We start from the raw sequence: 26,041 nt of genomic DNA on the forward strand, positions 1-26,041 counted from the left end.
GTGCGGATAGTCGCACGCATTGGATGATCGTTTCCAAAGAAGTCGGTCCACGTCACCAAGCAGTCGACGGCATTTGGGGAGCCGATTGCCAGCAAGAGCGGGAACTGTGCCTCCTGTCTTGGCGGGATTGTGCCGAGCGAGCCGTCGTCCCGAACTACTCTATAAAGTCGGTATCTCGCAGTCCCACGAAGTGAAGTCAACACTGGAGGCGCCCGCCCGGGTCGGTCCTGAGCAAGACCAGGCAGAGCCACTGGCAAACAGCGACAGCCGACATCGCTACGACCTCTTATGTAGCTTCAATTTGAGGCCTTGTGCGCCGGCTGCATCATGTTCACGAGAGTGGATACGAATGACGCATGCGGTGGTGGCTACGCCGGGGCCAATTCCACTGCCAGACCGTGCCGGAGGGCCTTCGCGATTCTCTGATAGTCCCCTTCTTCTATGGCGCGGTACTCATCAATGTTTTCCAGCAATGGGTTGGCGCCGGCATCGAGTATGTAGTGGACTTCGAATCCCTTGCCGTTGACCACCCATTGCCCGTCTTCAGGGTCCGGATCGGCATCCTCAATGGGAACAAACAAGTTTGGAACGTTGATCCCCCGGGGGTTGACCTGCCTCAGATTGGGGTCCATTAGGAGTGCCGGTTCATCGAGAGTGAGCACAACGTGCCCTAAATTGTCATCGTCGCTGAGAGCGTTACCCTGCAGCGTTTCATGTTGTTCCGGCGTCAGGCTTGCCCAAATTTTTCGACCCATGCAGATGCTTCCGCCGGAAACTGTGTCATTGACTCCGACTGAAACAGGCCGCAGCTTGAGGTCATAGCCAAGATGCTTGGCGATGCCCTGAAGCATTACTGCCGCCTCGACGCATGCAGTGTTCGTGCCAAACCTTTGTCCCACAAGCTCGAAAGCTCGGTGAAGGGTCTCTAGTGAAGCTTTCGGTAGAGGCTCCCGCCGCTTCATCTTATTTCGGCTTCCTTTGCCCACAATTCCCCTCTGCAGTGCCACTTGTTGTGCAAGCATCTTGTCACAGAATGGGGGCCGCCAGTGCCAATAGGGTAAGCATCAGACTACGATCCCTCGGGGATCAATAAAAAGGGAACCGTCCCAGTCGGCAGAATTCGAGGTTGTATCCACCTCGCTCGGATTAGACGACCTAACGAGGTTGGCGCACGGCTTTTCGGGGTGTCTGACGACCTTTGGGGATACGACCCGCTGCCCACTGACCTTCGTCAGCTAGGTTGAAATAATCTTCGCCATCGGTGATCGCCGAATGAACTACAACCAGCCCCGGCAAGCGCAGGACAGTCCCGCGCCGCCAGGCCCGCTTGCCGTCGCCAGGACCACCCCGCCCCCAAACCAAGAACCTACTTCTTCGGCAACCCCGGCGGGTTCAGCTCCGACTTTGCAATAGCCTCCGAAGAAAGCCCCCACCGGTCCAGGATCTTCCCGTACGTCCCGTTCTTGATCAGCGAGTTAAGAGCAGCCTGCGCCGCCACCGCGAGCCCGTTCCCCTTCTTCGTGGTGAAAGCGATGTCGGCCTTCAGCGGCCAGCCGCCGTTCACCGTGCCCACCTGCTTGGTCTTGCCGTCCTTCGCCGCCTTGTACGCGGCCCCCGCGTTGGGACCGAAAGTAAGGTCCGCACGCCCGGACTGCAGAGCCAGCGACGAGGCCGAGTCGTCGTCGTAATACTGGAACTCAACCGGCGGCAAACCCGCCGCCCGGTTCTCCTCGTCCCAGCGCACCAGGATCGCCTCCTGGTTGGTGCCCGAGCCCACGATCACCCGCTTGCCCGCCACATCCTTCGCTTCCTTGACCTCGCCGATGTCCGAGTCGCTCTTCGCATAGAAGCCCAGGAGGTCGGTCCGGTAGCTGGCGAAGTCGAACTTCTCCTTGCGCTCCTCCGTGACCGTCACGTTGGACAGCACGGCCTCGTACTTGCCGGACGCCACGCCCAGCGGCCAGTCCGCCCACGCCACCGGCAGCACCTCCACCTGCAGGCCCAGCGTCTCGCCCACCGCGTACGCCAGGTCCACCTCGTTGCCGATCAGCGTCTTGTTGTCCGTGGCGAACAGGCTCAGTGGCGCGGTGCCGCCCGTGGTGACCACGGTCAGCTTGCCGTCCGCCTTGATGGCCTCGGGCACCAAGGCCGCGGCGGCGTCGTCCTTCGTGACCGGGAAGCGGTCCTGCTGGGGGCTGAGGTTGAACGTCTTCTCGCCGATGGTCGCAGCGGACGACGACGGCGCTGCCGCACCCTGGGAGCCCTGTGTTGACTGACCTTGGGCTGCGGTTGCGCCCGGGTCGGAGCAGGCGGTGAGACCGAGTGCCGCAGCCGCCACCAGCGCTAACGCCGTGCCTGTCTTTGAAGCCGAAATTGCCATGGAAATACCCCTGAATTCTGCTGAACGGTGTGCTTGTGGCAGCAACTATCCGGCAGCGAAAACAGGGCGGTCAAAGCGCACCGAAACGCTTGGATACAGTGCGAAACCGGGCTTAACCGCGGGTCCGGGAACGTCATATTCCGGGCCGTGGAAACCAGCGAACAAGTAGCGCGGCGCAATATTTCCCTGCGGGCGCGCTTTCAGGAAGCCGCGTCCACCACAGCCTGGAAAAGCCGCTGGGGATCTTCGGCCAGCCGGTTGCAGACGTAGAGCCACCATTCGGTGCCGAAGACGACGTATTCACGCGTGGGGTGGCCCTTTGCCGCCATGGCGTCCAGATGATCCGGTCCGAGCCCCATCAAGGTTTCGAACTCCCACGGCGCGGAGTCGCTTGCCTGCGCGTCGAGGTATTGATCGATGTGCCGGATGAGGTTCCAGTCGTGGGTGGCGAAGGAGCAACGGTGCCCTGCGTCCAGCAGTTCCTTCGCGTAGCTGAGGTAGGCGTCGGCCAGGGCCGGGTCTTCACGTGTGTACGCGATGCTTTCGGGCTCAAGGAAGGCACCTTTCACCAGGCGGATGCGTCCGGGGCGTTGGAGGAGTTTCTTGAGGTCGCCGGCCGTCCGGTGCAGACGGGCCTGGATGGTGATGCCGACGTGCTCGAAGCGTGCGGACAAGGTCCGGTGGAGGGCCAGGACGGCGTCGGTGCGATCGGACCCTTCCGCCGAAATCATCATTTCCCTGCCGCTGCCGGCCGTAGCCTCGGCAATCCTGGTGGCGTTGGCAAGGGCCAACTCGGGATCGATGGCAAGGCCGATATGCGAAAGGTCCAGGGAAATGGAGCACTCCGCCGGCATGGTTTTCGCAGCCTCGAGGAACACCTCGGTTTCGGTGTCAGCCAGGTGCGGGTCGCGGCAGCTTTCGCCCATGTATTCGACATTCGCGCGGTGGCCGCGGGCCAGGACGTCTTCCACCCGTTGTGCGGCCTCGGACAGGCTTTCGCCGGCGACAAAGCGCCCGGCAACCTTCCGGGCCAAAGGGCCAAGCACGGGATCTGTCGGGATGGTTTGTTTCAGCTGCTCGTCGAGGGCGAGTTTCCGCAGCACCTGGGCGGCCCGCGCCGGGAGTGGGGTGGTCATCAAGGATTGATCGTTGGTCATTGGAGCCTGTCTTTGAGGGGCGTGGTGTCTTTCCTTCCAAGAATTCCAGCGACGGACGGGAAGGTGGGAGTGGCAGATATGCCAGGTAGGCTGAAATTCCTGCCAGCTCGACGAACCGGGAACTGATGAGTCTGAATGTCGCCGTTTTGCTCCTCGAAGGAAGCCACGCTTTCGAACTGGGGGTGTTCTGCGAGGTCTTCGGCATCGACCGCAGCGACGACGGATTAGCGAGCCACGACTTTTCCCTGGTGTCGCTGAACCCGGGCAGTGTGCCCACCCGGCACGGCTTCGACATCGTGGCACCCCACGGGCTTGAGCGGCTCTCAGCGGCCGAGCTCATCTGCGTGCCTGCCTACGATTTCCACCGCCGGCAAGCAGACCGCGTCCTGGAAGAACTGAATTCTGCGGTTGAGCGCGGAGCCCGGGTCCTGAGCATTTGTACCGGCGCGTTCCTGCTGGGCGAAGCCGGATTGCTCGACGGGCGGCGGTGCACAACGCACTGGCGCTACACGGACGAACTCGCCCGCCGTCATCCGCGCGCCGAGGTGGAACAGGACGTGCTGTACGTCGACGACGATCCGGTCATCACCGGCGCCGGTACCGCTGCCGGCGTCGATACTTGCCTCCACTTCGTCCGGCAGCGTTACGGCAGCAAGGCCGCCAACCTCATCGCCCGGCGCATGGTGACGGCGCCCCACCGGGAAGGCGGGCAGCGCCAGTTCCGGGAACGCCCGCAGCCCTTGGACGGTGTCACTTCCATGGCACCCGTCAGGGAATGGGCGGAGGCGAACCTCGACCAGGAGCTGAGCGTCGAGGCAATGGCCCGCCAGGCCCACCTGTCCCAACGCACGTTCGCCCGCAGGTTTGTGCAGGAGACCGGAACCTCGCCGCTGCAATGGGTGACCGGGCAACGAGTCCTGCTCGCCCAACAACTCCTCGAAACCACGGATGCCCCGATCGCGGCCATTGCGCGGCGGACGGGTTTTGGAACCATCGATAACCTTCGGCACCATTTCACCCGGCGCGTAGGAGTCACCCCTCAGCAGTACAGGCGAAGTTTCCACGCCATTGAAGGAAATAGCTAAAACGCAAAACAAGTAGCGCTGCGCAGTATTTCCCGGAAAAGACGAGTACCCGCCCGGAAAAGACAAGTGGGAATTACGCGTGTGGCTCCCATACCCGCGGACCTACCGTGGGACCACGCTGCGGCCGCGGGGGCCGGAGCCACATGGGGAGGCACTCACAATGGAACAGCCAGCTGCTTGTCAGAAAGTCCCGCCAAGGCGGGAAAACTCAAGGAAAACAGGTCTCAAGGCAGGGGCAGCACTGGCTGCAGGCGCCTTGCTCCTGGCCACCGCCGGAGCCGCCGGCGCAGACGTCATTTACAACAATCTGGACGGCACCGTCGATGCAGTCGCCGAGGTCATGCCGCTGAACGCCGGAGGCCCAACGGGCGGTACCGTGCTGGCCGTCCAGCCCGCCAACGGGGACGGAAAACAGGGCTGCAACCTCACGGGATCCAACGTGCTGGAACTCAGCATCAGCTCGAGCCAGCCGTCGGTGGCCACCGTCAGCCCGGGCACCGTCCTGTTCACGTCCTGCAGCGACACCAAACAGCTCACCGTCACGCCGCTGAGCAACGGGTCCACGACCATCAGCGCCAGTGTGGTCAGCAACACCTCGGGCGGCAGCTTCAACCTCGGCCCGGCAACGTTCCAGGCGGATGTGACCACCCCGGCGCCGGCCAACACCGCGCCCACCTTGACCATCACCGGCGTCACCGCCGGAGCCGCATATGCCAAAGGCTCCGTGCCCGCTGCGCTTTGCGAGGTGACGGACACCGAAGACGGTCCCAGCACTTTCCCGGCCACGCTGGGAGCGCTCAGCGGAGCGGACGCTGCCACCGGCGTCGGGACCCAAACGGCCAACTGCGACTACACGGACCTCGGCGGCCTGCACGCCTCCGCGTCCCTGAGCTACAGCATTGTGGACGCCACGGCGCCGGAGATCAGCTACACCCTGACGCCCGCCGTGCCTGACGGAACCAACGGCTGGTACCGCAGCGAGGTCTACCTGGACTGGACGGTCACTGAAGGCGATTCGCCCAGCACCTTGTCAGTGACGGGCTGCACGGATGAACTCATCAGCCTCGACCAGCTGCCCACCGACTACAGCTGCGCGGCGTCCAGCAGCGGCGGCGCCGCCGGGCCCGTGACGGTCCCGATCAAGAAGGACGGAACCGCGCCGGACGTCGCCTACACCAGTGCTAGCGGCACCGCGGGCAGCAACGGCTGGTACACCTCCGACGTCACCACAACGTTCACGGCAACGGACGCGACGTCGGGCCCGGCCTCCGCGACGCAGACCGCCACCAGCAGCGGCGAGGGGTCCGCCGTCGTCGTGCAGAGCCCGGCGTTCACCGACAACGCGGGCAACGTGACCGCCGCCGGTGCGGCGAGCCACAGTTTCAAGGTGGACAAGGGCGACCCGACGGCGGCCTTCGACTCGGTGCTCGGCGACGCGTACTTCGGCTTCCTGGCGCCGGCGCCCGGCTGCACCGCCTCCGACGACGTCTCCGGACCGGCGGGCTGCGTGGTCACCGGATACTCGACGGCGGTCGGCACCCACACGCTCACGGCGATCGCCACGGACAATGCCGGCCGCACTGCCACCGCGCAGCAGAGCTACACGGTGATGGCCTGGACGCTCAAGGGCTTCTACCAGCCGGTGGACATGAACGGCGTGCTGAATACCGTGAAGGGCGGCAGCACTGTTCCGGCGAAGTTCGAGGTATTCGCGGGAAGCACGGAGCTGACGGACCCGGCACTGGTGGCTCTGAGCGCCGCGAGGATCACGTGCTCGCTGAGCGCCCTGGATGACATCGAGCTCACGGCCACGGGCAGCACCTCGCTCCGGTATGACTCGGTCAGTGGCCAGTTCATCTACAACTGGAAGACCCCGGCCACCCCGGGATCCTGCTACAAACTGACCATGACGGCGGCGGATGGCTCCAGCATCTATGCGAACTTCAAGATGAAGTAGGCGTTCGCACGGGAGGCCCGGGCGGTGGTCCGGGCTTTTCGTGTGGGGCTTCTACAACTGCTGTCCGAGGGGGTTGGGGCATGGAACTAGCGAGCCTGTTGACACTTCTAAGTACCGTTCTGCTTGCGGTATCTCTCATCTACTTCACGAAGTACCCGCTTGCCAAGGGCGAACCCTTTACCAGGACACAGAAACTCATGATGATGCCAACGTTCCTGAGTGCTTGTTGCTTGCTTGTTGCAGGCGCTTTCATGTTCGGCCGTCCTTGAGGGACGACGCCGGCTCTGGCGCTCGTTGGCAAGCACACCGTCGAAGGAGCCACTGAGGCCATGGCACCCAAAGAGACTGACGCCAGGATCCGGATCCCTCTCGCCTTCGTAACCTCGGCCCTCGCCGTCGCTGCGCTCTTTACGATCTGGAGCCCGGAGAACGAGCTGTGGTTCAAGATCGGCGGGACCCTGATGTGCGCCATCTTGCTTACCTAGGCCGCCTTCATGGTCGGAAAGACCAAATCCGGCAGGCTGCTCCTGACCCGACGACGTTGGAAGTACTTCTCCATCCTCGGTGCTGTTGTGGCTGCAGGCATCACACTTGTAGATATCGTCATCGTCGCGGCACGGCCGGATAGTTACGATCCGGTGCTGTCGTCGTTGTTCCCGTTGTTCCTGGCTTGGGTTGCTGCCTATCTGTACGAGCCCGGCGGCCCTCCCGTATTCAAGGCACCGGAGCTAAACGACCGTGCGGCAAAAGCCTGGAAGAGGAACGCCCTTGCATCAGCAATTATCGGGACCAGTCTCGGGGCCATCGCCATCATCTTCGGAGTGAGCGGTAACCTCTTGGCGCTGGCAGTCCTTTCGCCGATCGTTGTTTCTCTCTTGGTCACCGCCGCCATCCTTTGGGCGATGCTCAGGACGGGAAACAGGGCGAACCCGTAATCAAATTGGACGAAGGCTTCGTCCGGCACCTCGCCGGGAGCAGCCCTACTGGAGTACTAAATGAAGCCTGAACACAAGAAGATGCAACGGGAGATCCGGCGTGCCTTCTTTGCGTGCGACGTCGTGGAAATCGGTGGGAGCGGGGTATGGCTCCCCGAGGACGAGTACGACACCGAAGCAGACCGTGCCATGTCCATGTTGGTCAAGGGGGTGGCTGCGGACGAGGTGGCTGCCAGGATCACCGAGATCATCGAACGGGACTGGGGCGTGCGCATCAGCAGCCGGAAGCGGCAGTTGCTCGCCGACGCCCTCGCTCGGTACGCCCGAATCGATGGTTCCCTTCAGGATCGATGATGCGTACCATCGTTTCCAGAGCTAAACATCGAAATGGGCGCGGCTTGCCAACACCGGCCGCCAACTACCCCCACGCCGCCAGCAACGCCGCGCAAGCCTCCTCGCAGCGCCGGCATTCTTCGGCGCAGATCCTGCAGTGGGCGTGGTCGGCTGCGTGCTCGCGGCATTCCTGGGCGCAGGCGTCGCAGGCTACCCGGCAGGCTTCCAGCGCCGCCCGGACCAGCCGCTCATCGGGCGAGGTCCGCCGCGACAACACGGCACTGGTGGCGTGGCAGATATCTGCGCAGTCGAGGTCCGTCCGGATGCATCCGGCCAGCTCGGCCACCATGGGTTCGGCCAGGCAGGCGTCGGCGCAGGCGGTGCAGGTCTGGCTGCATTCAAGGCACGCCGTGATGCATTCTTCGAGGGCCGCGTCGTAGCTTTCTTCGCGCGTGCCCGGATGGGCTACGAGCATTTCAAGTACCCGGTTGGTCATTGTTCCGGCTCCTGTCATCAGGGACGTAGGCAGCCGGCCGTCGCCAGCCGCTACTTCCACCGTAGACCCGGGCCGGGCAGATGCCGAGGGGGTGCGGGCAAAACGCCCGCACCCCCGAAGCCCCACGCCAAGCGAGCCCTACTCAGCGAACCGTGGCCGGATTCAGCTTCACCCGCCGCAGCAGCTGCGCATTCAGGGCAACCACGATTGTCGACGCCGACATCAGCACCGCGCCCGCTGCCGGCGAAAGCACCACCCCGGCGAAGGCCAGGACGCCTGCCGCCAACGGCACGGACAGGATGTTGTACCCCGTGGCCCAGATGAGGTTCTGCCACATCTTCCGGTAGCTGGCGCGGGAGAGATCGACCATGGACAGCACGGCCCGCGGATCGTTGCCCGCCAGCACCACGCCCGCCGTTTCGACCGCCACATCCGTGCCGCCGCCGATCGCGATCCCCACCTCGGCCCGGGCCAGGGCGGGGGAGTCGTTGACGCCGTCGCCCACCATCGCCACCTTCAGGCCGCGTGCCTGGAGTTCGGCCACCTTCTTGTCCTTGTCGGCCGGGAGGACTTCGGCAAAGACCTCATCGATTCCCAGCTCCTCCGCCACCGCCGCAGCAACCTGCCGGGCGTCGCCGGTGATCATGCCCACCTTGATGCCCCTCGCCTGCAGGGCGGCAACAGCCTGCTTGGACTCCGGCCGCACCGCATCCTCCAGGCTGACCGCGCCAAGGATCCTGCCGCCGTCGAGCACGTGCAGCACAGCCGCTCCGCGCTCGACCCACGCACCGGTGGTTGCGGCCAGACCGGCCGGCTCCTCGACGTCGAGCTCCCGCAGCAGGGCCGGTCCGCCTAGCTGGAGGGTCCGGCCGTCCACGGTGGCCCGCACGCCGCGGCCCATCAGGGCGGTGAAGCCGTCCGCGCGCGGCACGTCCAGGCCGCGCTCCCGCGCTGCCCGGACGATCGCCCGGGCCACGGGGTGCTCGCTGTCCGATTCGACCGCGGCCGCAAGGGCCAACAGCCGGTCCGTGGCCACGCCCTCGACGGCGGCAATGTCCTTCAGCTCGGGCTCACCCTTGGTGAGGGTTCCGGTCTTGTCGAAGAGGACCACGTCCACGGTGCGCATCCGTTCGAGCGCCATGCGGTTCTTGATCAGGACGCCGGCGCGGGCTGCCCGTTCGGTGGAAATGGCGATCACGAGCGGGATGGCCAGGCCGAGAGCATGCGGGCAGGCGATGACCAGGACCGTCACGGTGCGTGTCACCGCTTCCGGAACACTGCCCAGCAAGGTCCACGCGATGAAGGTGATGACGCCGGCGGCCGTGGCGAAGTAGAACAGGAACGCCGCGGCGCGGTCCGCCAGCGCCTGCGCCTTCGATGACGACGCCTGCGCTTCGGCCACCAGCCGCTGGATCCCGGCCAGGGCCGTGTCATTCCCGACGGCGGTGATCCGCACCCGCACGGTGTTGTCCGTGGCGACCGTCCCGGCCACGACGGCGTCGCCCGGGGTGCGCGTGACCGTGCGGGATTCGCCGGTGATCATGGATTCGTCGAACTCGGCCCGGCCTTCGGTGATGGTTCCGTCGGCGGGCATCCGGCCGCCGGAACGGACCAGGACGACGTCGCCGGCCCGCAGTTCGGACACACTGACGGTTTCGGTGCCGGAATCGGTAATGCGTTCTGCCTCGTCCGGCAGCAGGGCCGCGAGGGCGTCAAGGGCGCCGCGCGCCGAGCCCAGGGCGCGCATTTCGATCCAGTGGCCCAGCAGCATGATCGCTACCAGCAGGGACAGCTCCCACCAGAAGTCCAGGTCGAAACCGCCCAGGCCCAGGCTCGTCACCCAGGAGGCGACGAAGGCCACGGTGATGGCCATGCCGATCAGCAGCATCATGCCGGGGCGCCGGGCCTTCAGTTCCTGGAGTCCGCCCGCCAGGAAGGGTTGGCCGCCGTAGACGAAGATGACCGTGCCGAGGACCGGCGGAATCCAGGCCGAGCCCGGGAACGACGGCGGCATGTAGCCGAGGAGGTGCCCCACCATCGGGCTGAAGAAGACCACCGGAACAGTCAGGGCCAGGGTCAGCCAAAAGCGGTTCTTGAACATCGCGGTGCTGTGGCCTGCGTGTTGCCCGTGGCTGTGGACGTGGTGTTCGTCGTCCACCACCGGGGCGGGCGTAGTGCCGGGAGCGGTGGCCGGGTGGGCCATGGTCCCGGTGTGCGAATGGTGCTCGTGATGGTGCTGGCTATGGTCTTCCATGATTCCTCCACGTTCTCTTGCAACACCCGAAAATATACCCCCGGGGGGTATGGTCTGCAAGAGATTCCGATGAGATCCCGGCCACGCCGGCGCTAGAGTGCGGGGATGAGGTATTCGCTGGTCCAGTGGCTGGTGTTCCGAGGGGTGCGCCGTGGACTGATCTGGCAGTCGGAGTATGAGTCAAAGGACGAACGCGATACGGACCGCGTCTTGGTCGACGACGGCGGGCGGATCGTCTGGATACGCACGCCCGCGGAGTTGGTGGAGCTTGAGCGGCAGTACGGGATCACGCTCGAAGAGGAAGTGCCGGAGCTCGTGGTGCTGGACGGTCTGGAGGAGCTCCTGGCGTTGCCGGTCTCGGATGACATCTGCAATCAGCTGATCAACGCCTGGAACCTCTTGGGTGATATCGCCCGGAGCGTCGGGGCCAGCCTGGATGACCACAGCGAGGACAAGGACCGCTGCTACGACAAGCTCTTCGCCGGCTTGAACATGAAGTGCATTACCCCGCCCGGAGAGCATTACTCCCCGCACTTCAACAAGTCCGAGAAGCGTTTGATCAGGGAAGTGCTCAACCGTGGCCGGATCATCCTCGACGCCCGGCTGCAGGAGTGCACGCCGGCGGAGGACGAGGCGCTATGACGGTGCCCAAGTTTTTGGAGCGGTGGCGGGCGCGAAGGAGATGCCTAGCGGAGTTGAGGCGGCTCGCTGACTATTTGGATGCCCTCTACACGGGAACGCCTATGGACATCGAAACTCCTGACGGCCCGCTCTCGGACGAAACCGGCGGCGAGCAGTTGTTGGACGACATGTACATGATCCAGGAAGAGCTCATCGGAGGCTTGTCCTTTTGGCCTAAGCTCCACGTGGAATCGCTTTTGGCTCCGGTAATCGTGAAAGCGGAGGGAATCCTCGCTGCGCTTCCACTGGAGTACCCGCTGACCCGGGCAGGCTTCGAGGAATTCATTCAGTCGGCGCGGGAAACAGAAATCCGCTGCTCCGAGCTGTACGCGGTCGGCTTCGGCGCGCCCGGGCGGTAGCGGGCACCCAAATCGATGGTTCGTCTTGGAAACGATGGTGCGCACCATCGTTTCGGAAGGGAACCATCGATTCGGAGGGGCACGCCCCCCGTGAGCTTCTTCACGCAAGCCCCCGCAATGCCAGCCTTGAGGAATTTCCCGGCCGGCCGCCGTCGTTGTCCCCAATGCGGCCGGAATCGCGGCCGCCTGGACGCAATCGAAAGGCCGGCACCGACGTGACTGTTCCCCTCTCCATCCTCGACCTGGCAATTATCGGCAAGGGCCAGACGGCGGCGGAGAGTTTCGCGGGCAGCGTCGCCATGGCGCAACTGGCTGAGCGGCTCGGTTACCGGCGCATTTGGTACGCCGAGCACCACAACATGGCGTCCATCGCATCTTCGGCCACGAGCGTGCTGATCGCACACATCGCCGCGCACACCGAATCCATCCGCCTCGGCGCGGGCGGGATCATGCTGCCGAACCATTCGCCGCTGACCATCGCCGAGCAGTTCGGAACCCTCGAAACCCTGCACCCCGGGCGGATCGACCTCGGCCTGGGCCGCGCGCCCGGCAGCGATCAGAACACCATGCGCGCGCTCCGCAGGGACCCGACGGCGGCAGACACCTTCCCGCAGGACGTCCTGGAATTGCAGGGCTACTTGAGCGGTCCCACCAGGATCCAGGGGGTGGAGGCGACGCCGGGACGCGGCACGAACGTACCGCTTTACATCCTCGGGTCCTCGCTGTTCGGCGCCCGGCTCGCTGCCCAGTTGGGACTTCCGTACGCCTTCGCGTCCCATTTCGCACCCGCGGCGCTGCAGGACGCCGTCGCGCTTTACCGCCGGGAGTTCAAGCCCTCGGAGCAGCTTGCTGAACCGTACGTGATTGCCGGGGTGAACGTGGTTGCGGCGGATTCGGCGTCTGAGGCACAGCAGATCCTCCTCGACGTCAAGCGCGCCCGGATCTCCACGTTCTTCGGCAACGACCGAGTGTTCACGGATGAGGAAGCGGACCTGATCCTCGACTCGGTCCAGGGCCAGCACGTGGCGCAGATGATGCAGTATTCGGCGGTGGGAACGCCCGCGGCTGTGCGCGAATACCTGGACGAATTCGCCAAGCATGCGGATGCCGACGAGCTGATTGTCGCGCACCAAAGCAACGGCACGGCGGGCCGTCTGCGGTCCGTGGAACTCACCGCCCAGGCCATGGGGCTGGTGCCGGCGTAGCCTTGTGCGCCGCCGGTCGACGCCGGCTCAACGGATGCCAGTGTCGCAGGGCACCGTGACCCTTGCGTATTCTGCCGTCGCCACCGTGACGTCCATGAGTTCGCACGACATGCCCGCCTCTGCGGTGACGACGTACTTTCCCGGCGCTATATCGATCCGGAAGGCCCCCTTCGCATCGGTGGCGGTCCGGGCCACTTCCCGCCCGGGGGCGTAGAGCTCTCCGGGGAGCTGTTCGGACACGATCACCGGCACGCCCTCCGGCGGCTCGGACGGGCAGGGTACGCCCTCCTGTTCGACCGGGCACTGCGGACCCAGAATCACCACGCCCTCGATGCCGGATCCGGGAGACGCGCCCGGTTCCGCGCTGCCGCATCCGGCGGTTGCACAGAGAACGAGGAAGAGGCCGAGCGCCCGCATGTCATGTGAACGATCCGCTCAATCCCGCGGTTCCGGGGCGTGTTTTCTGTGTCACAAAACATACCCTCGGACTTTTACTAGCTGCGGGCTTGGCGAGGGGTTCATCCGGGCCATAGAGTTCTCCTCATCCGGCGTGGGGGGCGCCGGTCATTCGCATCTATTCATGAATATTTGGGGGCAAAATGGCGCGCGCCATCTCCAGGGCGCGGACGCGCCTTGCACTCCTGCTGAGCCTGATGTTCGGTTTGGTATTCGTTGGCCTGGTGCCGGCGCATGCCGCCGGCACGGCCAGCATTTCCGGCACTGTCACGGTCCCTGCGGGCGTGGATGTCACGCAGGCGACTGTTACCCTCATGGTGAATTCGCCTGAGTGGCTCACCACGCCCGTTTCGGAGACCAGTCCCGATGCCGCGGGCGCGTACAGCTTCAGCGGGCTGGAACCGGGGCAGTACAAACTCATGTTCAGTCATTCGGCGACTACTCCGGCTTGGAACGGCGGCTCGCCCATCGAGGCGACCGCTCCTTGGATCGAGCTCGCGGATGCCCAGGAGGTGACGGGCCAGGACGCCTCGATGTTCATCCCGGGATCCATTTCGGGAAAGGTGATTTTTCCTGATGGTGCGGCCCCGGAGCTGATTTTCGTTTCTGCATCGCTATCTTCGGGCGAGTTTGCGATCGCAGCGACGACAACTGACGCAGACGGAAACTACCTCCTTGGGAACCTTCCGCCCGGCTCCTACAAATTGAATTTCGACAGCAGCACAGGTGACTACTTCCCGGTCTGGAACGGCGGCAGCATGAACCAGCAGGACGCGCCGGAGATCGCGTTGGCCGAGGGTGCAACGCTCAGCGGTGAGGACGTTGCGTTGACGCCGGTTACAGAAGGCGGCGGCATTTCCGGGACCATCAGCCGGCTTGGCGGCGGGGAAACGGAAGGCGCAATGGTCCAGCTCTTCGACGCCTCGGGTGAGCCCCTGTACACGACGACCGCGGCGGCGGATGGCAGCTACGAATTGTCCGGAATCACGGCGGGCAGCTATAAGGTGGCCGTCCTTCCGACCCGTTCAGGCGATCTGCCGGTGTGGTTTGGCGGTACCGACGAGGGGACAGCGGCACTGATTGAGGTCGCAGCCGGAGAACTCGTCACCGGGATAGACATCGTTCTGCCGGCGGCGGGAAGCTTGCACGGCACGGTAAGCGGGTATGCCGGCGACGGGGGAGTGCTTGTCCAGGTTTTCCCGGCTTTGAACCCGGAGCCCGACTTCCCCACGTCCTTGGGATCGGCCTGGGTGAAGCCTGACGGCAGCTACTCGGTGACCGGTCTGCCCGCAGGACAGGTCATAGTCCGGCTCGTGGGACGACCGGGAGGATATGCGGATCAGTGGTATGGCGGCACCTTCGCCTCAGCGACGCCCGTCAGCATCGTGGAGGGGCAGGCAACCTTGGGAATCGACTTCACCGTCTACCGGCAAGCCATGATCCAAGGCCAAGTGAAAGCTCCCCTGGATCCGAGTTCGACCCGTATCAGGGTTCTGGACGCGGCCGGCAACGAAGCTGGCGCGGGTTTTGCGCTGCAAGACGGAAGCTACGCCGTGGACGGGCTCATGCCCGGGTCCTACAAGGTTGAGTTCATGGCTACTGCTCCGGGCCAAGTAACCACTTGGTACGGCGGGAAGACCTTGGCTACGGCGGCAGTTCTTACACTTGCTGCCGGGCAAACCCTCACCGGCGTCGACAGCGACGTGATAATTGCCCCGTCGCCTTCGCCTTCACCGAAGCCGACGCCCACCGACAAGCCGACCCCCACGGAGAAGCCGACGCCGAAGCCTACCGTGAGCGATAAGCCCGCCATCCAGCCGGCCGGCAACGTCACCGCCACGGACAGTGGTGAGCTTGCCGAAACCGGCGCCCCGGCCAGCCTGGCCCCGCTGGGACTGGCTGGCGGAGTGCTTGGCGCCGTCGGCGTCGTACTTCTCGTGGCAACGCGGCTGCGCACGCGCCGCTAACGCAGCACGCACCGCTAAACACCGAGGCTGAGGGCCCGGGAACCGCATGGTTCCCGGGCCCTCAGCCGTTTCCGGTTACCTCCCCGACCAGCCCCGTAAACGCCCGCGCCGCGGGGCTCGGGTTGAGGCGGTCCCAGATCAGATATTCGTGCCGCGCCGTCTCCTCCTTGAGCGGCACCACCACCACGCCTGCCAGCCGCGCGGCGTGGCGGCTGGGCAGCAGCGTGACCGCGAGTCCGTTGACGATCAGTTCGCGGGTCAGTTCGATCGAGCCCAACTCGTACGCCACCTGGCGCTCGACGCCGGCCCGGGCGAACGCGGCGTCGCTCTGCTTGCGCCCGGCGGACGTCCGCGGGAAGTCGGCAAACGCCTCGTCCGCCAAGTCCTTCAAGGAGAGCCTCTTCCGCCGGGCCAAGGGGTGCTCCTCGTGCAGGACGGCGGCCAGTGTGTCCCGGTTCAGTTCGCGGACCGCCACGCCCTCCACCGGCGTCCCGTGCAGCAGCCCCAGGAACGCCACATCCAAGGTGCCGCCCCGGACCTCCTGGATCATCTCCTCGCTGTTCGACACTCGCGCCTCGAGCGTCAGCTCCGGGAAGCGGCTGCGGCATTCACGCAGCAGGGCAGGAAGGTCGACGGCGGTCAGCGTGGGGATGAAGCCGATCCGCAGTTTCCCGCGCACGGCTCCGTCCGCGGCTGCGGCTTCGTCCCGTGCCCGGTCCGCCGCCTCGAGCGCTGCACGGGCGTGGGGCAAGAACGCCTCCCCGGCCTTGGTCAGTTGCACTTGACGGCTGGAGCGCACGAACAGCTTCACGCCAAGCTCCCGCTCCAGTGCCGCCACCTGATGGCTCAACGCCGACTGCACCACGAAGTTCCTGGCCGCAGCCCGCGTGAAGCTGCCGGTCTCGGCGATCGCCACCACGTAACGCATCTGCTGCAGATCCATGCATCTATTCTTCTCATGATTCGAATGAAATCTATGTGTTGGACTCATCCTTTGTTCCGTAGGACCGTTGAAGCATGACCCTCCAAACAGCACCCCTCGGGACACAACCGGCCGCCCGCCGTCGCGCACTCCCGCTCGCCGCGGTCACCGCGCTGGCCGCGTTCGCCCCGCTCGTCTGGGGCACCACCTACGTGGTCACCACCGACTTCCTGCCCGCCGGGCACCCATTGTTCGCCGGACTCGCCCGGGCACTGCCCGCGGGACTCGTGGCGCTCGCCCTGGGAGGTACCCTGCCCCGCGGCACGTGGCTGTTCCGCTCGGTGGTGCTGGGCCTGTTGAACATCGGTTTTTTCTTCCCGCTGCTCTTCATCTCCGCCGAGCACCTGCCCGGCGGGGTCGCCGCAACGCTGGGCGCCGCGCAGCCGCTCCTGGTGGCGTTCCTGGCGGCGGCGGTGCTGGGGGAACGGATCGTGCTGTGGCGCTTGGCGTGGGCCGTGGTCGGTGCCGTGGGCGTGGGCTTTGTGGTGCTCGGGCGCTCGGCGGGCATGGATCTGATCGGAGTGCTGGCCGGGCTGGGCGGCACCGCATCCATGGGCCTCGGCGTGGTCCTCACCAAGAAATGGGGCCGGCCCGAGGGCGTCCGCCCCATCTCCATGGTCGGCTGGCAGCTCACCGCCGGCGGCCTCTTCCTGCTCCCGGTAACGCTCCTGGCGGAAGGGCTCCCCGCCGTCGACGCCCGCGCGGTGGGCGGTTACCTCTGGCTCGGCCTGGTCGGCGGGCTGCTCGCCTACGCGCTCTGGTTCTGGGCGATCGGCCGCCTGCCCGTCACCCGCGCCTCGCTCCTGGGCTTCCTTTCACCGCTCATGGCGGCCACCCTCGGCGTGCTCCTCAAGGGCGAAACCTTCGGGCCGTTGCAGACCCTCGGCATGGTGCTCGCCTTCGGTGCGATGCTGCTGGGACAGCTGGGTGGTTTCCGGGTTCTTCGTCCGCAGCGGTGAGTACGACGACGGCGCCCGCCCCCCGGGTGCCCGGCCTGCGGGAGGTGCCGCGCGCCGTCGTCGGGCGTCCCCGGACGGACATGTCCACCTTTCGCGGGGAAGGGTGGGCACATTACCAATATGTCCGTTCCTCAGAGTCAGAAGCGGACATGTGCTGTGGGCTGGTGGTGGACATGTCCACCTAAGGGTGCAGGAACGCCGCAATCACGAGCATGGCGGGCATGGCGACGATGGTGGTAATCAGCACCGTGTCCTTGGCGATGGTGATGCCTTGCTGGTAGCGGTTGGCGGCCACGAAGACGTTCTGCGCGGTGGGCAGGGCGCCGGCGATGGTGGCCGCGAACAGGGCGTGGCCTTCCAAATGAAGGATGAAGTATGCGGCCAGGAACGCCAGCACCGGATGCAGGATCAGCTTGAACGTAGACGCCAGGACGATGTCCACCCGCCGTCCGCTCGCGGCGGAGAAAGGCCGGTTGCCGTTCAGGGACATGCCGAAGGACATGAGCATGGCCGGAACCGCAGCGCCGCCGATGAACTGGATGGGCTGCAGGATGGGCCCCGGCAGCTGGAGGTGCAGTGCCGAGAACAGCAGCGCCAAGCCGGACGCCACAATCACCGGGTTCTTCAGGATGATCAGCAGGAACTTCAGCACCGGGTTCTGCTTGGCACTGCGCGTGCCGCGGGTGGCATCGAGGATCATCAGGTTGATCGGGTTGTAGAACGCCAGCTGGAAGATCAGCAGGGGAGCTACCAGGCTGGCGTCGCCCAGCACGTAGACGGCGATCGGAATGCCGAGGTTGGCACTGTTGGCCTGGCTGGCACTCATGGCGCCGATCATGGCCTCGGGCATTTTCCGCTTAAGCAAGAACTTGCTCAGCAGCACATACATGATGCCCACCGTGGTTCCGCTGATGGCGGCGGCCGCGAGCTGCGGGCCCAGGACGTCCTCAAGCCTGGCCTCGGAGAGCGTTTCGAAAAGCAGGGCCGGGCTGGCCACGAAGAACGCGAGGCGGCTGAGGGTCTGCCCGGCGTTCGGTCCCAGGACCCCGCGTTTGCCGACGAACCAGCCGACACCGATGATCGCCCACACCACGAAGAACCCGGAAAGAACTTCGATCACAGCAGTGGTCCAGGGGTTCTTTGCGGGATACGGGGGAGGTTCACGGTCCCAGCGTAATCAGATTTATTCGCCGAAGCGCCGCCGGCGGGACAGATTCCCGTTATGTGGACGGCGGTGTCGACGGCGGTGCTCAGGGCTGGCGGGAGGTGCCGTGTTACCGCGAGGTGCTGAGGGCGTGCGGCGGACGCATCAGCCCGGGCGTGTGGCCCTCGGCAGGATCGTTGCCGAGCTGGAGGATCTTGTTGTCGCGGTCCACGTGGACCACCTTGGGCTCGTAGGCCAAGGCTTCCTCGGTGGTCATCTCCGCGTAGGTGATGAGGATGACGGTATCGCCCACGTGCACCAGGTGCGCAGCGGCGCCGTTGATGCCGATGACGCCCGAACCGCGCTCGCCGGCGATCGTGTAGGTCTCCAGCCGGGCGCCGTTGGTGACATCGACAATCGACACGAGCTCGCCGGGCAGGATGTCCGCAGCGTCCAGGAGATCGAGGTCCACGGTAACGGAGCCCACGTAGTGCAGATCGGCATGGGTGACCGTGGCACGGTGGATCTTGGACTTAAACATTGTGCGGTTCATAACGGGACAAGTTTAGCGCGGGGCAGGACGGGCAGCCTGTGATGTGGGTTACTGCCCGTTTGTGGGCCGGGCTGCGCGCCGGGCACGGCGCTTCATGAGCGCTCCGTAGCCGGCGAAAAGCTTCGGCACCACGAAGTACACGGCCGCCGGGACCACCAGCAGCGTCAGCAGGAGTGCGCGAAGGACCGGGTGCCAGCCGTCCATCAGCGGGCCGAGCGCCAGCATTCCGATGCTGACCAGCGGAAAGATCGCCAGCCATGTGATGAAGGCGCGGACGTGGACGGACGGCATGGGCGGTGCGGCCGCCGTCGGGGTGTTGCTGGCGGGTGCTTGCAGCGCGGAGGGGGGCATCGAAAACTCCAAACAGGTAAAGGGTCCATGCAGGGAACCACGCGTGCCCGCGGTTTCTTCCCGGCCCGTCTTTGGAGCCTCGGGCCGTCGCCCGGCCCGCCGCACCCCACGAAACTACGCCTGCTTCCGCAGCGTCCTTCCGATGATTGCCTGCGTCAGGGCATCCACGGCCTCGGCGTTGGCCAAGGGATTGCGGATCAGGGTGAAGTCCACGTCGCCCACCGGCGGGAGGTCGAAGCGGTTCGTGATGACCTTGAGGTCCTCCGGAACCAGCGACGACGGCATGACCGCGACGCCGATGCCCGCCCGTACCGCGGCAAGCACCCCCGCGATCTGCCGGGTTGAGCACGTCACCCGCCAGGTGCGGCCGCGGGCTTCGAGGGCGTCGATGGCCAGCTTCCGGCTGATGCTCGGTGCCGGGTAGCAAATGAGCGGCACGGGACTGCCCGGATCCAGCACCGTCTGCTCCAGGCCCACCCAGTCGAAGCTGTCCTTCCGCACCACAGTGCCGTCCTTGGCCTCGCCCACCCATTTCACGAACACCAGGTCCAGCTGGCCCGCGTTGAGCCGCCGGTACAACTGGTCGCTCTGGCTGACCGTGAGTTCCAGGTTCACCTGCGGATACAGCTGCCGGAATTCTCGCAGGATGCGGGGCAGGCCTGTGATGGCGAGGTCGTCCGCGGTGCCGAAACGCAGGCGCCCGCGCATGGCGGAGCCGGAGAAGTAGCGGGCGGCGTCGTCGTGGGCGGCCAGGATGGTGCGGGCGAATCCGGCCATGGCATCTCCGTTGTCCGTCAACCGCACGTCCCGGGTATCGCGGGCCACGAGGGATCGCTTGGCCGCGGCCTCCAGTTTCCGCACGTGCTGGCTGATGGTGGGCTGGGCCAGGCCCAGGCGTTCCGCGGCCTTGGTGAAGCTCAGCGTTTCCGCCACCGCCAGGAACGAGCGCAGCTGCACGGGATCAAACAGTTCAGTCACGGGACTCCTCGACGACGGCGGCCAGCTGGGCGCGGAAGGCGGCGTATTGCGGAACGCAATGGGAGTTATAAGGCCAATACGCTTCCACGATCACCGCGCCCAACCCTAGCGTTAAAGGCACTCCCGTGAAACTGCCTGAACCGAATCCTGCCTGAACCTGACTCTTGAATAAGGACACTCCCGTGGCACCCCCTCCACCACTGCACCCGACCGTCAGCGAGACCACCAGCAGCACCATTACCCAGCCCATCGCCGTCGTCAGTGAACGCCTGCCCTGGCGGCACACCTTCATTTCCCTGCGCATCCACAACTTCAGGATCTTCGCGATCGGCCATTTCGTCGCCGTGATCGCCCTCTGGATGCAGCGCATCGCCCAGGACTGGATGGTGCTGCAGCTGTCCGGTTCCGTCACCGCCGTCGGGATCACCGTGGCGCTGCAGTTCCTGCCCTCACTGCTGCTGGGGCCGTGGGGCGGCATGATCGCCGACCGTTTCCCCAAGCGCCGCATCCTCATGCTCTGCCAGTGCGTCGCGGCGGTCCTCGCGGCCACGCTTGCAACGTTGTCCCTCAGCGGCGTGGTCCAGGTGTGGCACGTCTACGTCATCGCGCTCATCCTGGGCCTGGTCACCGTGCTCGACCAGCCCGCGCGGCAGGTCTTCGTCAACGAGCTGGTGGGCCCCGCCTTCCTGCGCAACGCCATCAGCGTCAACTCCACCACCTTCCAGTTGGGCGGGCTGATCGGCCCGGCGCTGGCAGGTATGCTGCTCAACGCCGTCGGTCCCGGGTGGGCCTTTGCCGCCAACGCCGCCGCCTGCTGCTCCACCATCACCACCTTGCTGCTGCTCCGCAAGGACGAGCTCCACATGAGCGCTCCCGCGCCCCGCCGCAAGGGCATGCTCGCCGAAGGCCTGCGCTACTCCCTCCGCAAGCCCACCATCTATTGGCCCTGGCTCATGGCCGCGTTCGTGGCGGTGTTCGGAATGAGCCTGCCGGTGCTGCTGGCCGCCTTCGCGGACCATGTGTACGACGCCGGTGCCGGCGGCTACGGCCTGCTCAACGCCTTGGTGGCGCTCGGTGCGCTTGCCGGTGCCATCGCATCTGCCCGACGGCGGCACTTGCGTTTGCGCTCGGTGGTGCTGGGCGCCGGGATGTACGGGCTGATGCTGTGCCTGTCCGCGGCGGCGCCGTCCATGGCCTGGTTCGGGGCGGCGATGGTCCTGGCCGGCTTCTGGTGCCTCATGTTCCTCACCGCGGCCAACCAGTTGGTGCAGACCAGCGCGAACATGGCCATCCGCGGCCGGGTGATGAGCCTGTACCTTGTGGTGCTGATCGGCGGGCAGGCCATCGGCGGGCCCATGATGGGGTGGCTGGCCGAACACCTCAGCCCGCAACTCGCAGTCCTGGTGGCAGGCGGGGTGCCGGCGCTCGCGGCGGCGACGGTCGCCGTCGTACTGGCCCGCAAGTCCGCGCTGCAGCTCAAAGTGGACCTGCGGGACCGCCGCAGCATGGTGCGGATCGTGCCGCGCGCGGCATAAAGCACCGAAAACGAAAGCGCCCCCGGTCCGCGGACCGGGGGCGCTTTGCTGTGGAGCGGGCGACGGGAATCGAACCCGCGTATCAAGCTTGGGAAGCTAGCGCTCTACCATTGAGCTACGCCCGCGTGCCCGGCAGATTCATGGAACCGTCCGGAGCAGATCCCAGCTTAGCGCAGATCACAGGCGCCCCCGTCCACGGCACACCGGCTGCCAGCGGTGGCCTGCCCACGGGGCAACGCCGCTACTTGAAGATCCGCATGGGACCCCAACCGGCACCCACTTGCTTCCGCGGCAGCCAGGCCTTGGTGCCGAAGCCGTAGTAATGGAGCGTGCCGTCCGATTTCCGGGCGAGCAGGCCCCGCGTTCCCGGCCCGGCATATCCGAACGCGGGCGCTATGTAATTCATGACCTGCCAGCCTGTTCCGATGGTCGAGGGGTAGGCGATGCCGCCCGTGCCGTTGCCCATGTAATACAGCAGGGAACCACTGGGCAGCTGCGAGAGAACATCGCTGTTGCCGTCGTTGTTCCAATCGGCCAGGGTGATCCCGCGGCCGGCCCATCCCGGTCCCGTGGACGTGAAGCCGCCCAGGGCGCCGCCGCTGGTGTTGGGGTAGTAGCGCAGCACGCCGTCCGGCTTGTAGCCCAGCACTCCGGGGTACTTGTGGCTGCGGTGCAGCTTCCCCACCGTGATGGTCATGTCCGCCCATCCCCAGCCGACGCTGCGCAGGCCGTCGAAGCCGCCGCCGGACCTGCCCCGGTAGAAGCCGAGGTTGCCGGCCTTCCACTGCACCAGGAGGTCGTACACCCCGTCCGAATTCCAGTCCACCACGAACGCCTGCTTCAGGTTCCCCCAGCCGCTGCCGATGGTTGAGTGGAACTTATAGCTGCCGCCCGTCGCCGCCGTGTACCGCAGCAGTTGGCCGGCCGAATTCACGGCCACGATGTCCGAGCCGCTCTTCAACGTGGCGCCCGCAGCCGGGTTGCCTGCGAAGTAGTGCTCCAGGGTGGGGTAGCTGCGGGCACGCATGTCCGCGGAGATGGTGGTCCCCACATAGCGCAGGTGCCACGGTTCGTAGCTGTACCCGGTGGTGCCGGACCAGCCGTTGGGGTAGCGCACGATGAACCCGTAACGGTACGCGTTCGCCGCCACCCAGCGTCCGGCCGGGGTATCGCCGAAGCACGTGGACAGCCCGCAGGAACCGCTCGCGTTGCCGATGTCCACCGCCAGCCCGGTCTGGTGCTCGCTGTACCCGGGCCGGGCCGAAATGGTGTCCGCGTAGGCCTGCCCGTAGGTCTGCACATAGTAGTTGTAGAGGCTGGCCTGGGTGTCGTAGGAGCGGTATCCGCTGACGACGGCCAAGCCGTGCCCGGCCCCCGCGGCCGCGTTGAAGAGCGTGTTCAGGGCGCCCGCGGCGTCCGAGCGCAGGTAGTGGCCGCTGCCCCGGGCATTGACCAGGTTCGCGGGAACGTAGCGCAGCGGGTTGAGCGGGTGCGACTTGTTGACCAGGACGGATGTGCTGCTCGCCGTGAATACCGGCGCCAGGCTGCGCAGCGGATTGACGGTGGCCGGCGCGGCTCCTGCCTGAAGCGCAGGAAGCGCAGCGGGTACGACGGCGGAGGCGGCCGCGGCGGGCGCCGGCAGCGCCGGGGCGGTCGCCGGAGTCCCCAGCAACAGCGCCGCGCACAGCGGCACTGCCACGGAGAGGCACGGGCGGAACCGCCGTCGTCGTGCAGGAAGTTGTCCGGGAAACGGGTGGGCATGACTTGACGCGGGCATGAACAGTCCCCTTCTGTTGCGGCCCGGGAACTCTACCGCAATCCGGGTCCCGATGTAATAAAGATTCGGTTAAGGCATGCCAAATCGGTGTTCCGCGCTCGCGGGCCCTGCATATCCTGAGACCGATAGCTGTGCGTCATGGGGAACCGGGCTACACCATTTTGCTGTACATAAAAAGGGGACCCATGGCACTCGCATCGCATGAAGTATTGATTGGCCGCGACGCCATGAGCGTGTATCTCTTCCTGATGGACGGCCTCAACAATCCGCTGTGGCGCAGCGGCATCCGCAGTATTTCCCTCCGCTCCGGCAAGGCCGGCGAAAAGGGCGCGGTGTATCAGCAGACCCTTGCCGGCCCTGGCGGCCGGCCGCTCGCAGCCGACTTCCAGATCACCGAAGCCCGGCCCGGCGCCGAGGTGCGCTTCGAGGTGGTCGCCGGTCCTGCGCGGCCCTCCGGCGGCTACTACCTGAGCACCGAAGGCCCCAACACCCGGCTTCGTTTCGCGCTCGAGTTCCACCCGAAGGGGCTCCAGAAGCTCATGGGCGGCATGATCCAGAAGAGCATGGAGGCCGAAGTGCTGCAGCTGGAGAAGCTCAAGACGGTGCTCGAAGAAGAGGACGCGGCGTAACTTACTGGGCTAGCTTCAACCCGCCCCAGCCCGTGGCCACCGTGGTGAAGGTGCTGAGCTTGCCGCTGCCAAGGTCCCAGTATTCGACCTTGCCGTCCGCTGTGAGGCCCGCGATGCCCGTTGAATTCAGCGCGGTGACATCCCGCAGGGAGCGCAGGCCGCTGTAGTCGGTCCATCCCGTCCCCACCACCGGGCGGGTCTCGGCCTTCGGTGCCGGGAGGCCGCTGCCGCGGTAGAGGCGGAGGTAGCCGTTGCTCTCGACCGCGAGCAGGTCCTGGAGGCCGTCGGCGTCGTAATCAACCATGGCGAGGCGCCGGGCCGGAACGGTCATGCCCAGGCTGCTCGCCGCGCCGATCGCCTGCAATCCCAGGTTCCGGTAGAAGAAGAGCTGGCCTGTTGAGTTGGTGGCCAGGACCTGCGGCAGGCGGTTGCTGCCGCACCAGGTGCCGACCGCCATGGTCATGTTCTGCCAGCCGGTGCCGCCCAGCTGCACGGCCGGCTTGAAGCCGCCGCCCACCAGGCCGGGGTAGACCAGCAGCCTGCCGTCCAGCTGCTGGGCCACCACGTCGAAGACGCCGTCCCGGTCCCAGTCCGCCACGAACAGTTCCTTGGCGCCGGTGAAACCCTTGCCCACGGTGCGCGCAGCACCGAACTTGCCGCCGCCGAGCGCAGGGTAGTCACGCAGGGTGCCGTAAGGATCGACCGCGACGAGGTCGCCCGCGCTGCGGATGGCCGCGTTCGCCAGGTTCAGCGTGGGCGGCTGGTGCCTGGCGATCGGGTCGCAGAGGCTCGCGGCCGGTGGGGTGGGCGGCTTCGGCGCGGTGCTGCCGCCGGGGCTGGAGACCGTGCCGGCCGGGAGCGTGCTGTAGCCGAAGAGGTTCACCACCCCCCACATGGTGTAGCGGTTGGGGGTGGTCTGCCAGTTGCCGTCCGTGAAGGTGATCCCGACGCCGATCACGTTGAAGCGCGGATCCCGCAGCATGGCGTCGTGGGCGGGTGAGCCCTTCCACCAGTCCACCAGCTTGGCAGCGTCCCGGTCCCAGCGGACGGCGATCACCTCGCCGGCACCGCGGTCCGGGTTGAGGGCGCGCGGGTCCGTCCAGAAGTTGGCCCGGTGCTCGATGACCTCGCGCGTGGCGATGTTGTCCGACCAGTCCTGCGCCAGCGAAGCCACCGTGGCGTGGTACTTCACCGGGGTCAGGCCCAGGGAGGCCCGGTATTTGTTAATGGCGTTGAAGACGGCGAGGACCGCGGCGGAGTTGTCGTCCTTCACGAGGGCTGCGGGGGCGAGGGCGCTGGGGGCGAGGGCCGCGCTGTCGGTGCGGAAGGCTTCCGTCGGGCCGCTTGCCTTCGGGGCCGTCTTTGCCGTCGCGGCGGGCAGCGGATCAGGCCCCCAGAGCGGCGGAATGCTCGGGACCTCCGGCGGCGTGCCGGCCGGCGAGGTGGGCTTGGGCGGCGTGGGTGCGAGCGGCTTGGGGACCGGCAGCGGGGCCGGCAGGGCCGGAGTTGGAGTGCCCGACGCCGGAGCGTCCGTGGGTGCCGAGCCCGCCGTGGGGGCCGGGGTGGCTGGGCGGGACGGTGCCTGTGTGGCCGAAGGCGACGGAGTGGCGGACGCCGAAGGCGACGGGGCCGCGGACGCCGCCGGCAGGGAAGGTGCCAACGCGGAAGGTGCGGGCACCGCAGAGGGGCTTGCCGCCGTCGTCGGCTGCTTCTCCTGGAAAGCCGCCGGGGAGGACGCTCCCACGGCGGAGGTGGCGATCAGGCATGCCAGAATGGCGGCCCCAGCTGCCGCTGTTCGTTTCACTATTCACCAGCTCGCGTCGTGCCACCCAGCAAGGCAGCGGCGGATTACGGTCCCGGACTATAGT

25 protein-coding genes and 1 tRNA gene are annotated in these 26,041 nt (G+C 66.2%); 12 read left to right on the top strand and 14 right to left on the bottom strand.

The features are described 5' to 3' along the window. Positions 1 to 368 precede the first annotated feature (368 nt). The 3 genes from BIU82_RS17205 to BIU82_RS17215 form a co-directional block, all read right to left on the bottom strand. Positions 369 to 851: a hypothetical protein gene (locus BIU82_RS17205; protein ID WP_139146671.1), complete on the bottom strand. Its 483-nt coding sequence runs from the start codon at positions 849 to 851 to the stop codon at positions 369 to 371. Positions 852 to 1,366: 515 nt separating this feature from the next. Further along, a complete protein-coding gene (locus BIU82_RS17210) occupies positions 1,367 to 2,380 on the bottom strand; it encodes an ABC transporter substrate-binding protein (protein ID WP_070350681.1) in 1,014 nt (337 codons plus the stop codon). 200 nt (positions 2,381 to 2,580) lie between these two features. Then, positions 2,581 to 3,516, bottom strand: a complete 936-nt coding sequence (locus BIU82_RS17215) for a proline dehydrogenase family protein (protein WP_070350785.1) — start codon at positions 3,514 to 3,516, stop codon at positions 2,581 to 2,583. A 146-nt stretch (positions 3,517 to 3,662) separates the two neighbouring features. On the opposite strand from BIU82_RS17215, the gene BIU82_RS17220 reads away from it, so the two are divergent. The 5 genes from BIU82_RS17220 to BIU82_RS17235 all read left to right on the top strand — a co-directional run bounded on the left by BIU82_RS17220 (position 3,663) and on the right by BIU82_RS17235 (position 7,868). After that, entirely contained in the window at positions 3,663 to 4,622 is a 960-nt protein-coding gene (locus BIU82_RS17220) for a helix-turn-helix domain-containing protein (RefSeq protein WP_070350682.1), read from the top strand. Positions 4,623 to 4,878: 256 nt separating this feature from the next. After that, positions 4,879 to 6,579, top strand: a complete 1,701-nt coding sequence (locus tag BIU82_RS17225; RefSeq protein WP_070350683.1) for a PxKF domain-containing protein — start codon at positions 4,879 to 4,881, stop codon at positions 6,577 to 6,579. A gap of 329 nt (positions 6,580 to 6,908) precedes the next feature. Then, a complete protein-coding gene (locus BIU82_RS19975) occupies positions 6,909 to 7,064 on the top strand; it encodes a hypothetical protein (RefSeq protein ID WP_171906575.1) in 156 nt (51 codons plus the stop codon). Between the two features lie 9 nt (positions 7,065 to 7,073). Further along, positions 7,074 to 7,514, top strand: coding sequence for a hypothetical protein (locus BIU82_RS17230; protein ID WP_139146672.1), 441 nt, complete (start codon positions 7,074 to 7,076; stop codon positions 7,512 to 7,514). A 60-nt stretch (positions 7,515 to 7,574) separates the two neighbouring features. Further along, on the top strand, positions 7,575 to 7,868 hold the full coding sequence (locus BIU82_RS17235) for a hypothetical protein (protein ID WP_070350685.1): 294 nt from the start codon (positions 7,575 to 7,577) through the stop codon (positions 7,866 to 7,868). A gap of 64 nt (positions 7,869 to 7,932) precedes the next feature. On the opposite strand, the gene BIU82_RS17240 is transcribed toward BIU82_RS17235, so the two are convergent. Together BIU82_RS17240 and BIU82_RS17245 are read right to left on the bottom strand one after the other, a co-directional pair. Continuing rightward, positions 7,933 to 8,343, bottom strand: coding sequence for a four-helix bundle copper-binding protein (locus BIU82_RS17240; RefSeq protein ID WP_070350686.1), 411 nt, complete (start codon positions 8,341 to 8,343; stop codon positions 7,933 to 7,935). A 142-nt stretch (positions 8,344 to 8,485) separates the two neighbouring features. Then, positions 8,486 to 10,546, bottom strand: coding sequence for a heavy metal translocating P-type ATPase (locus BIU82_RS17245; protein ID WP_253182842.1), 2,061 nt, complete (start codon positions 10,544 to 10,546; stop codon positions 8,486 to 8,488). A gap of 156 nt (positions 10,547 to 10,702) precedes the next feature. Between BIU82_RS17245 and BIU82_RS17250 the strand changes: the two genes are divergently transcribed. The 3 genes from BIU82_RS17250 (at position 10,703) to BIU82_RS17260 (ending at position 12,842) form a co-directional block, all read left to right on the top strand. Next, on the top strand, positions 10,703 to 11,239 hold the full coding sequence (locus BIU82_RS17250) for a hypothetical protein (protein WP_070350688.1): 537 nt from the start codon (positions 10,703 to 10,705) through the stop codon (positions 11,237 to 11,239). A 101-nt stretch (positions 11,240 to 11,340) separates the two neighbouring features. Beyond that, entirely contained in the window at positions 11,341 to 11,637 is a 297-nt protein-coding gene (locus BIU82_RS17255) for a hypothetical protein (RefSeq protein WP_139146673.1), read from the top strand. A gap of 215 nt (positions 11,638 to 11,852) precedes the next feature. Further along, positions 11,853 to 12,842, top strand: a complete 990-nt coding sequence (locus BIU82_RS17260) for an LLM class flavin-dependent oxidoreductase (protein WP_070350786.1) — start codon at positions 11,853 to 11,855, stop codon at positions 12,840 to 12,842. 27 nt (positions 12,843 to 12,869) lie between these two features. On the opposite strand, the gene BIU82_RS17265 is transcribed toward BIU82_RS17260, so the two are convergent. Next, positions 12,870 to 13,166, bottom strand: coding sequence for a carboxypeptidase-like regulatory domain-containing protein (locus tag BIU82_RS17265; RefSeq protein WP_139146674.1), 297 nt, complete (start codon positions 13,164 to 13,166; stop codon positions 12,870 to 12,872). A 275-nt stretch (positions 13,167 to 13,441) separates the two neighbouring features. Here BIU82_RS17265 and BIU82_RS17270 point away from each other — a divergent pair, with 275 nt between their 5' ends. Next, entirely contained in the window at positions 13,442 to 15,265 is a 1,824-nt protein-coding gene (locus BIU82_RS17270) for a carboxypeptidase regulatory-like domain-containing protein (RefSeq protein WP_070350691.1), read from the top strand. Between the two features lie 61 nt (positions 15,266 to 15,326). Here the strand turns inward: BIU82_RS17270 and BIU82_RS17275 are convergent, their stop codons facing one another. After that, a complete protein-coding gene (locus BIU82_RS17275; RefSeq protein ID WP_070350692.1) occupies positions 15,327 to 16,208 on the bottom strand; it encodes a LysR family transcriptional regulator in 882 nt (293 codons plus the stop codon). A gap of 74 nt (positions 16,209 to 16,282) precedes the next feature. On the opposite strand from BIU82_RS17275, the gene BIU82_RS17280 reads away from it, so the two are divergent. Further along, positions 16,283 to 17,206 carry an EamA family transporter gene (locus BIU82_RS17280; protein ID WP_070350693.1) on the top strand — a complete coding sequence of 308 codons (924 nt, stop codon included), beginning with the start codon at positions 16,283 to 16,285 and terminating at the stop codon, positions 17,204 to 17,206. A gap of 181 nt (positions 17,207 to 17,387) precedes the next feature. Here the strand turns inward: BIU82_RS17280 and BIU82_RS17285 are convergent, their stop codons facing one another. The 4 genes from BIU82_RS17285 to BIU82_RS17300 form a co-directional block, all read right to left on the bottom strand. Continuing rightward, positions 17,388 to 18,326 (bottom strand): AEC family transporter, encoded by a 939-nt coding sequence (locus tag BIU82_RS17285; protein WP_070350694.1) that lies wholly within the window; start codon positions 18,324 to 18,326, stop codon positions 17,388 to 17,390. A gap of 154 nt (positions 18,327 to 18,480) precedes the next feature. After that, the gene (gene panD / locus BIU82_RS17290; RefSeq protein ID WP_171906576.1) at positions 18,481 to 18,903 is read right to left on the bottom strand and encodes an aspartate 1-decarboxylase; all 423 of its coding nucleotides are present in this window, start codon (positions 18,901 to 18,903) and stop codon (positions 18,481 to 18,483) included. A 48-nt stretch (positions 18,904 to 18,951) separates the two neighbouring features. Next, a complete protein-coding gene (locus BIU82_RS17295; RefSeq protein ID WP_070350696.1) occupies positions 18,952 to 19,254 on the bottom strand; it encodes a hypothetical protein in 303 nt (100 codons plus the stop codon). Between the two features lie 114 nt (positions 19,255 to 19,368). Beyond that, positions 19,369 to 20,223 (bottom strand): LysR substrate-binding domain-containing protein, encoded by an 855-nt coding sequence (locus BIU82_RS17300; protein WP_070350787.1) that lies wholly within the window; start codon positions 20,221 to 20,223, stop codon positions 19,369 to 19,371. 191 nt (positions 20,224 to 20,414) lie between these two features. Here BIU82_RS17300 and BIU82_RS17305 point away from each other — a divergent pair, with 191 nt between their 5' ends. After that, the gene (locus BIU82_RS17305; protein ID WP_070350697.1) at positions 20,415 to 21,767 is read left to right on the top strand and encodes an MFS transporter; all 1,353 of its coding nucleotides are present in this window, start codon (positions 20,415 to 20,417) and stop codon (positions 21,765 to 21,767) included. 51 nt (positions 21,768 to 21,818) lie between these two features. Here BIU82_RS17305 and BIU82_RS17310 read toward each other — a convergent pair. Together BIU82_RS17310 and BIU82_RS20270 are read right to left on the bottom strand one after the other, a co-directional pair. Beyond that, positions 21,819 to 21,892: transfer RNA gene (locus tag BIU82_RS17310), tRNA-Gly, on the bottom strand. A gap of 116 nt (positions 21,893 to 22,008) precedes the next feature. Next, positions 22,009 to 23,544, bottom strand: coding sequence for a D-alanyl-D-alanine carboxypeptidase family protein (locus tag BIU82_RS20270; protein ID WP_083292406.1), 1,536 nt, complete (start codon positions 23,542 to 23,544; stop codon positions 22,009 to 22,011). 185 nt (positions 23,545 to 23,729) lie between these two features. Here BIU82_RS20270 and BIU82_RS17320 point away from each other — a divergent pair, with 185 nt between their 5' ends. Beyond that, a complete protein-coding gene (locus tag BIU82_RS17320; protein ID WP_070350698.1) occupies positions 23,730 to 24,173 on the top strand; it encodes an SRPBCC family protein in 444 nt (147 codons plus the stop codon). Between the two features lies 1 nt (position 24,174). Here BIU82_RS17320 and BIU82_RS17325 read toward each other — a convergent pair whose 3' ends face one another. Continuing rightward, positions 24,175 to 25,977, bottom strand: a complete 1,803-nt coding sequence (locus BIU82_RS17325; protein ID WP_253182833.1) for a CAP domain-containing protein — start codon at positions 25,975 to 25,977, stop codon at positions 24,175 to 24,177. Between the last annotated feature and the right edge of the window lie 64 nt (positions 25,978 to 26,041).

The organism is Arthrobacter sp. SW1 (genome assembly GCF_001766675.1).
Lineage (GTDB): Bacteria > Actinomycetota > Actinomycetes > Actinomycetales > Micrococcaceae > Arthrobacter.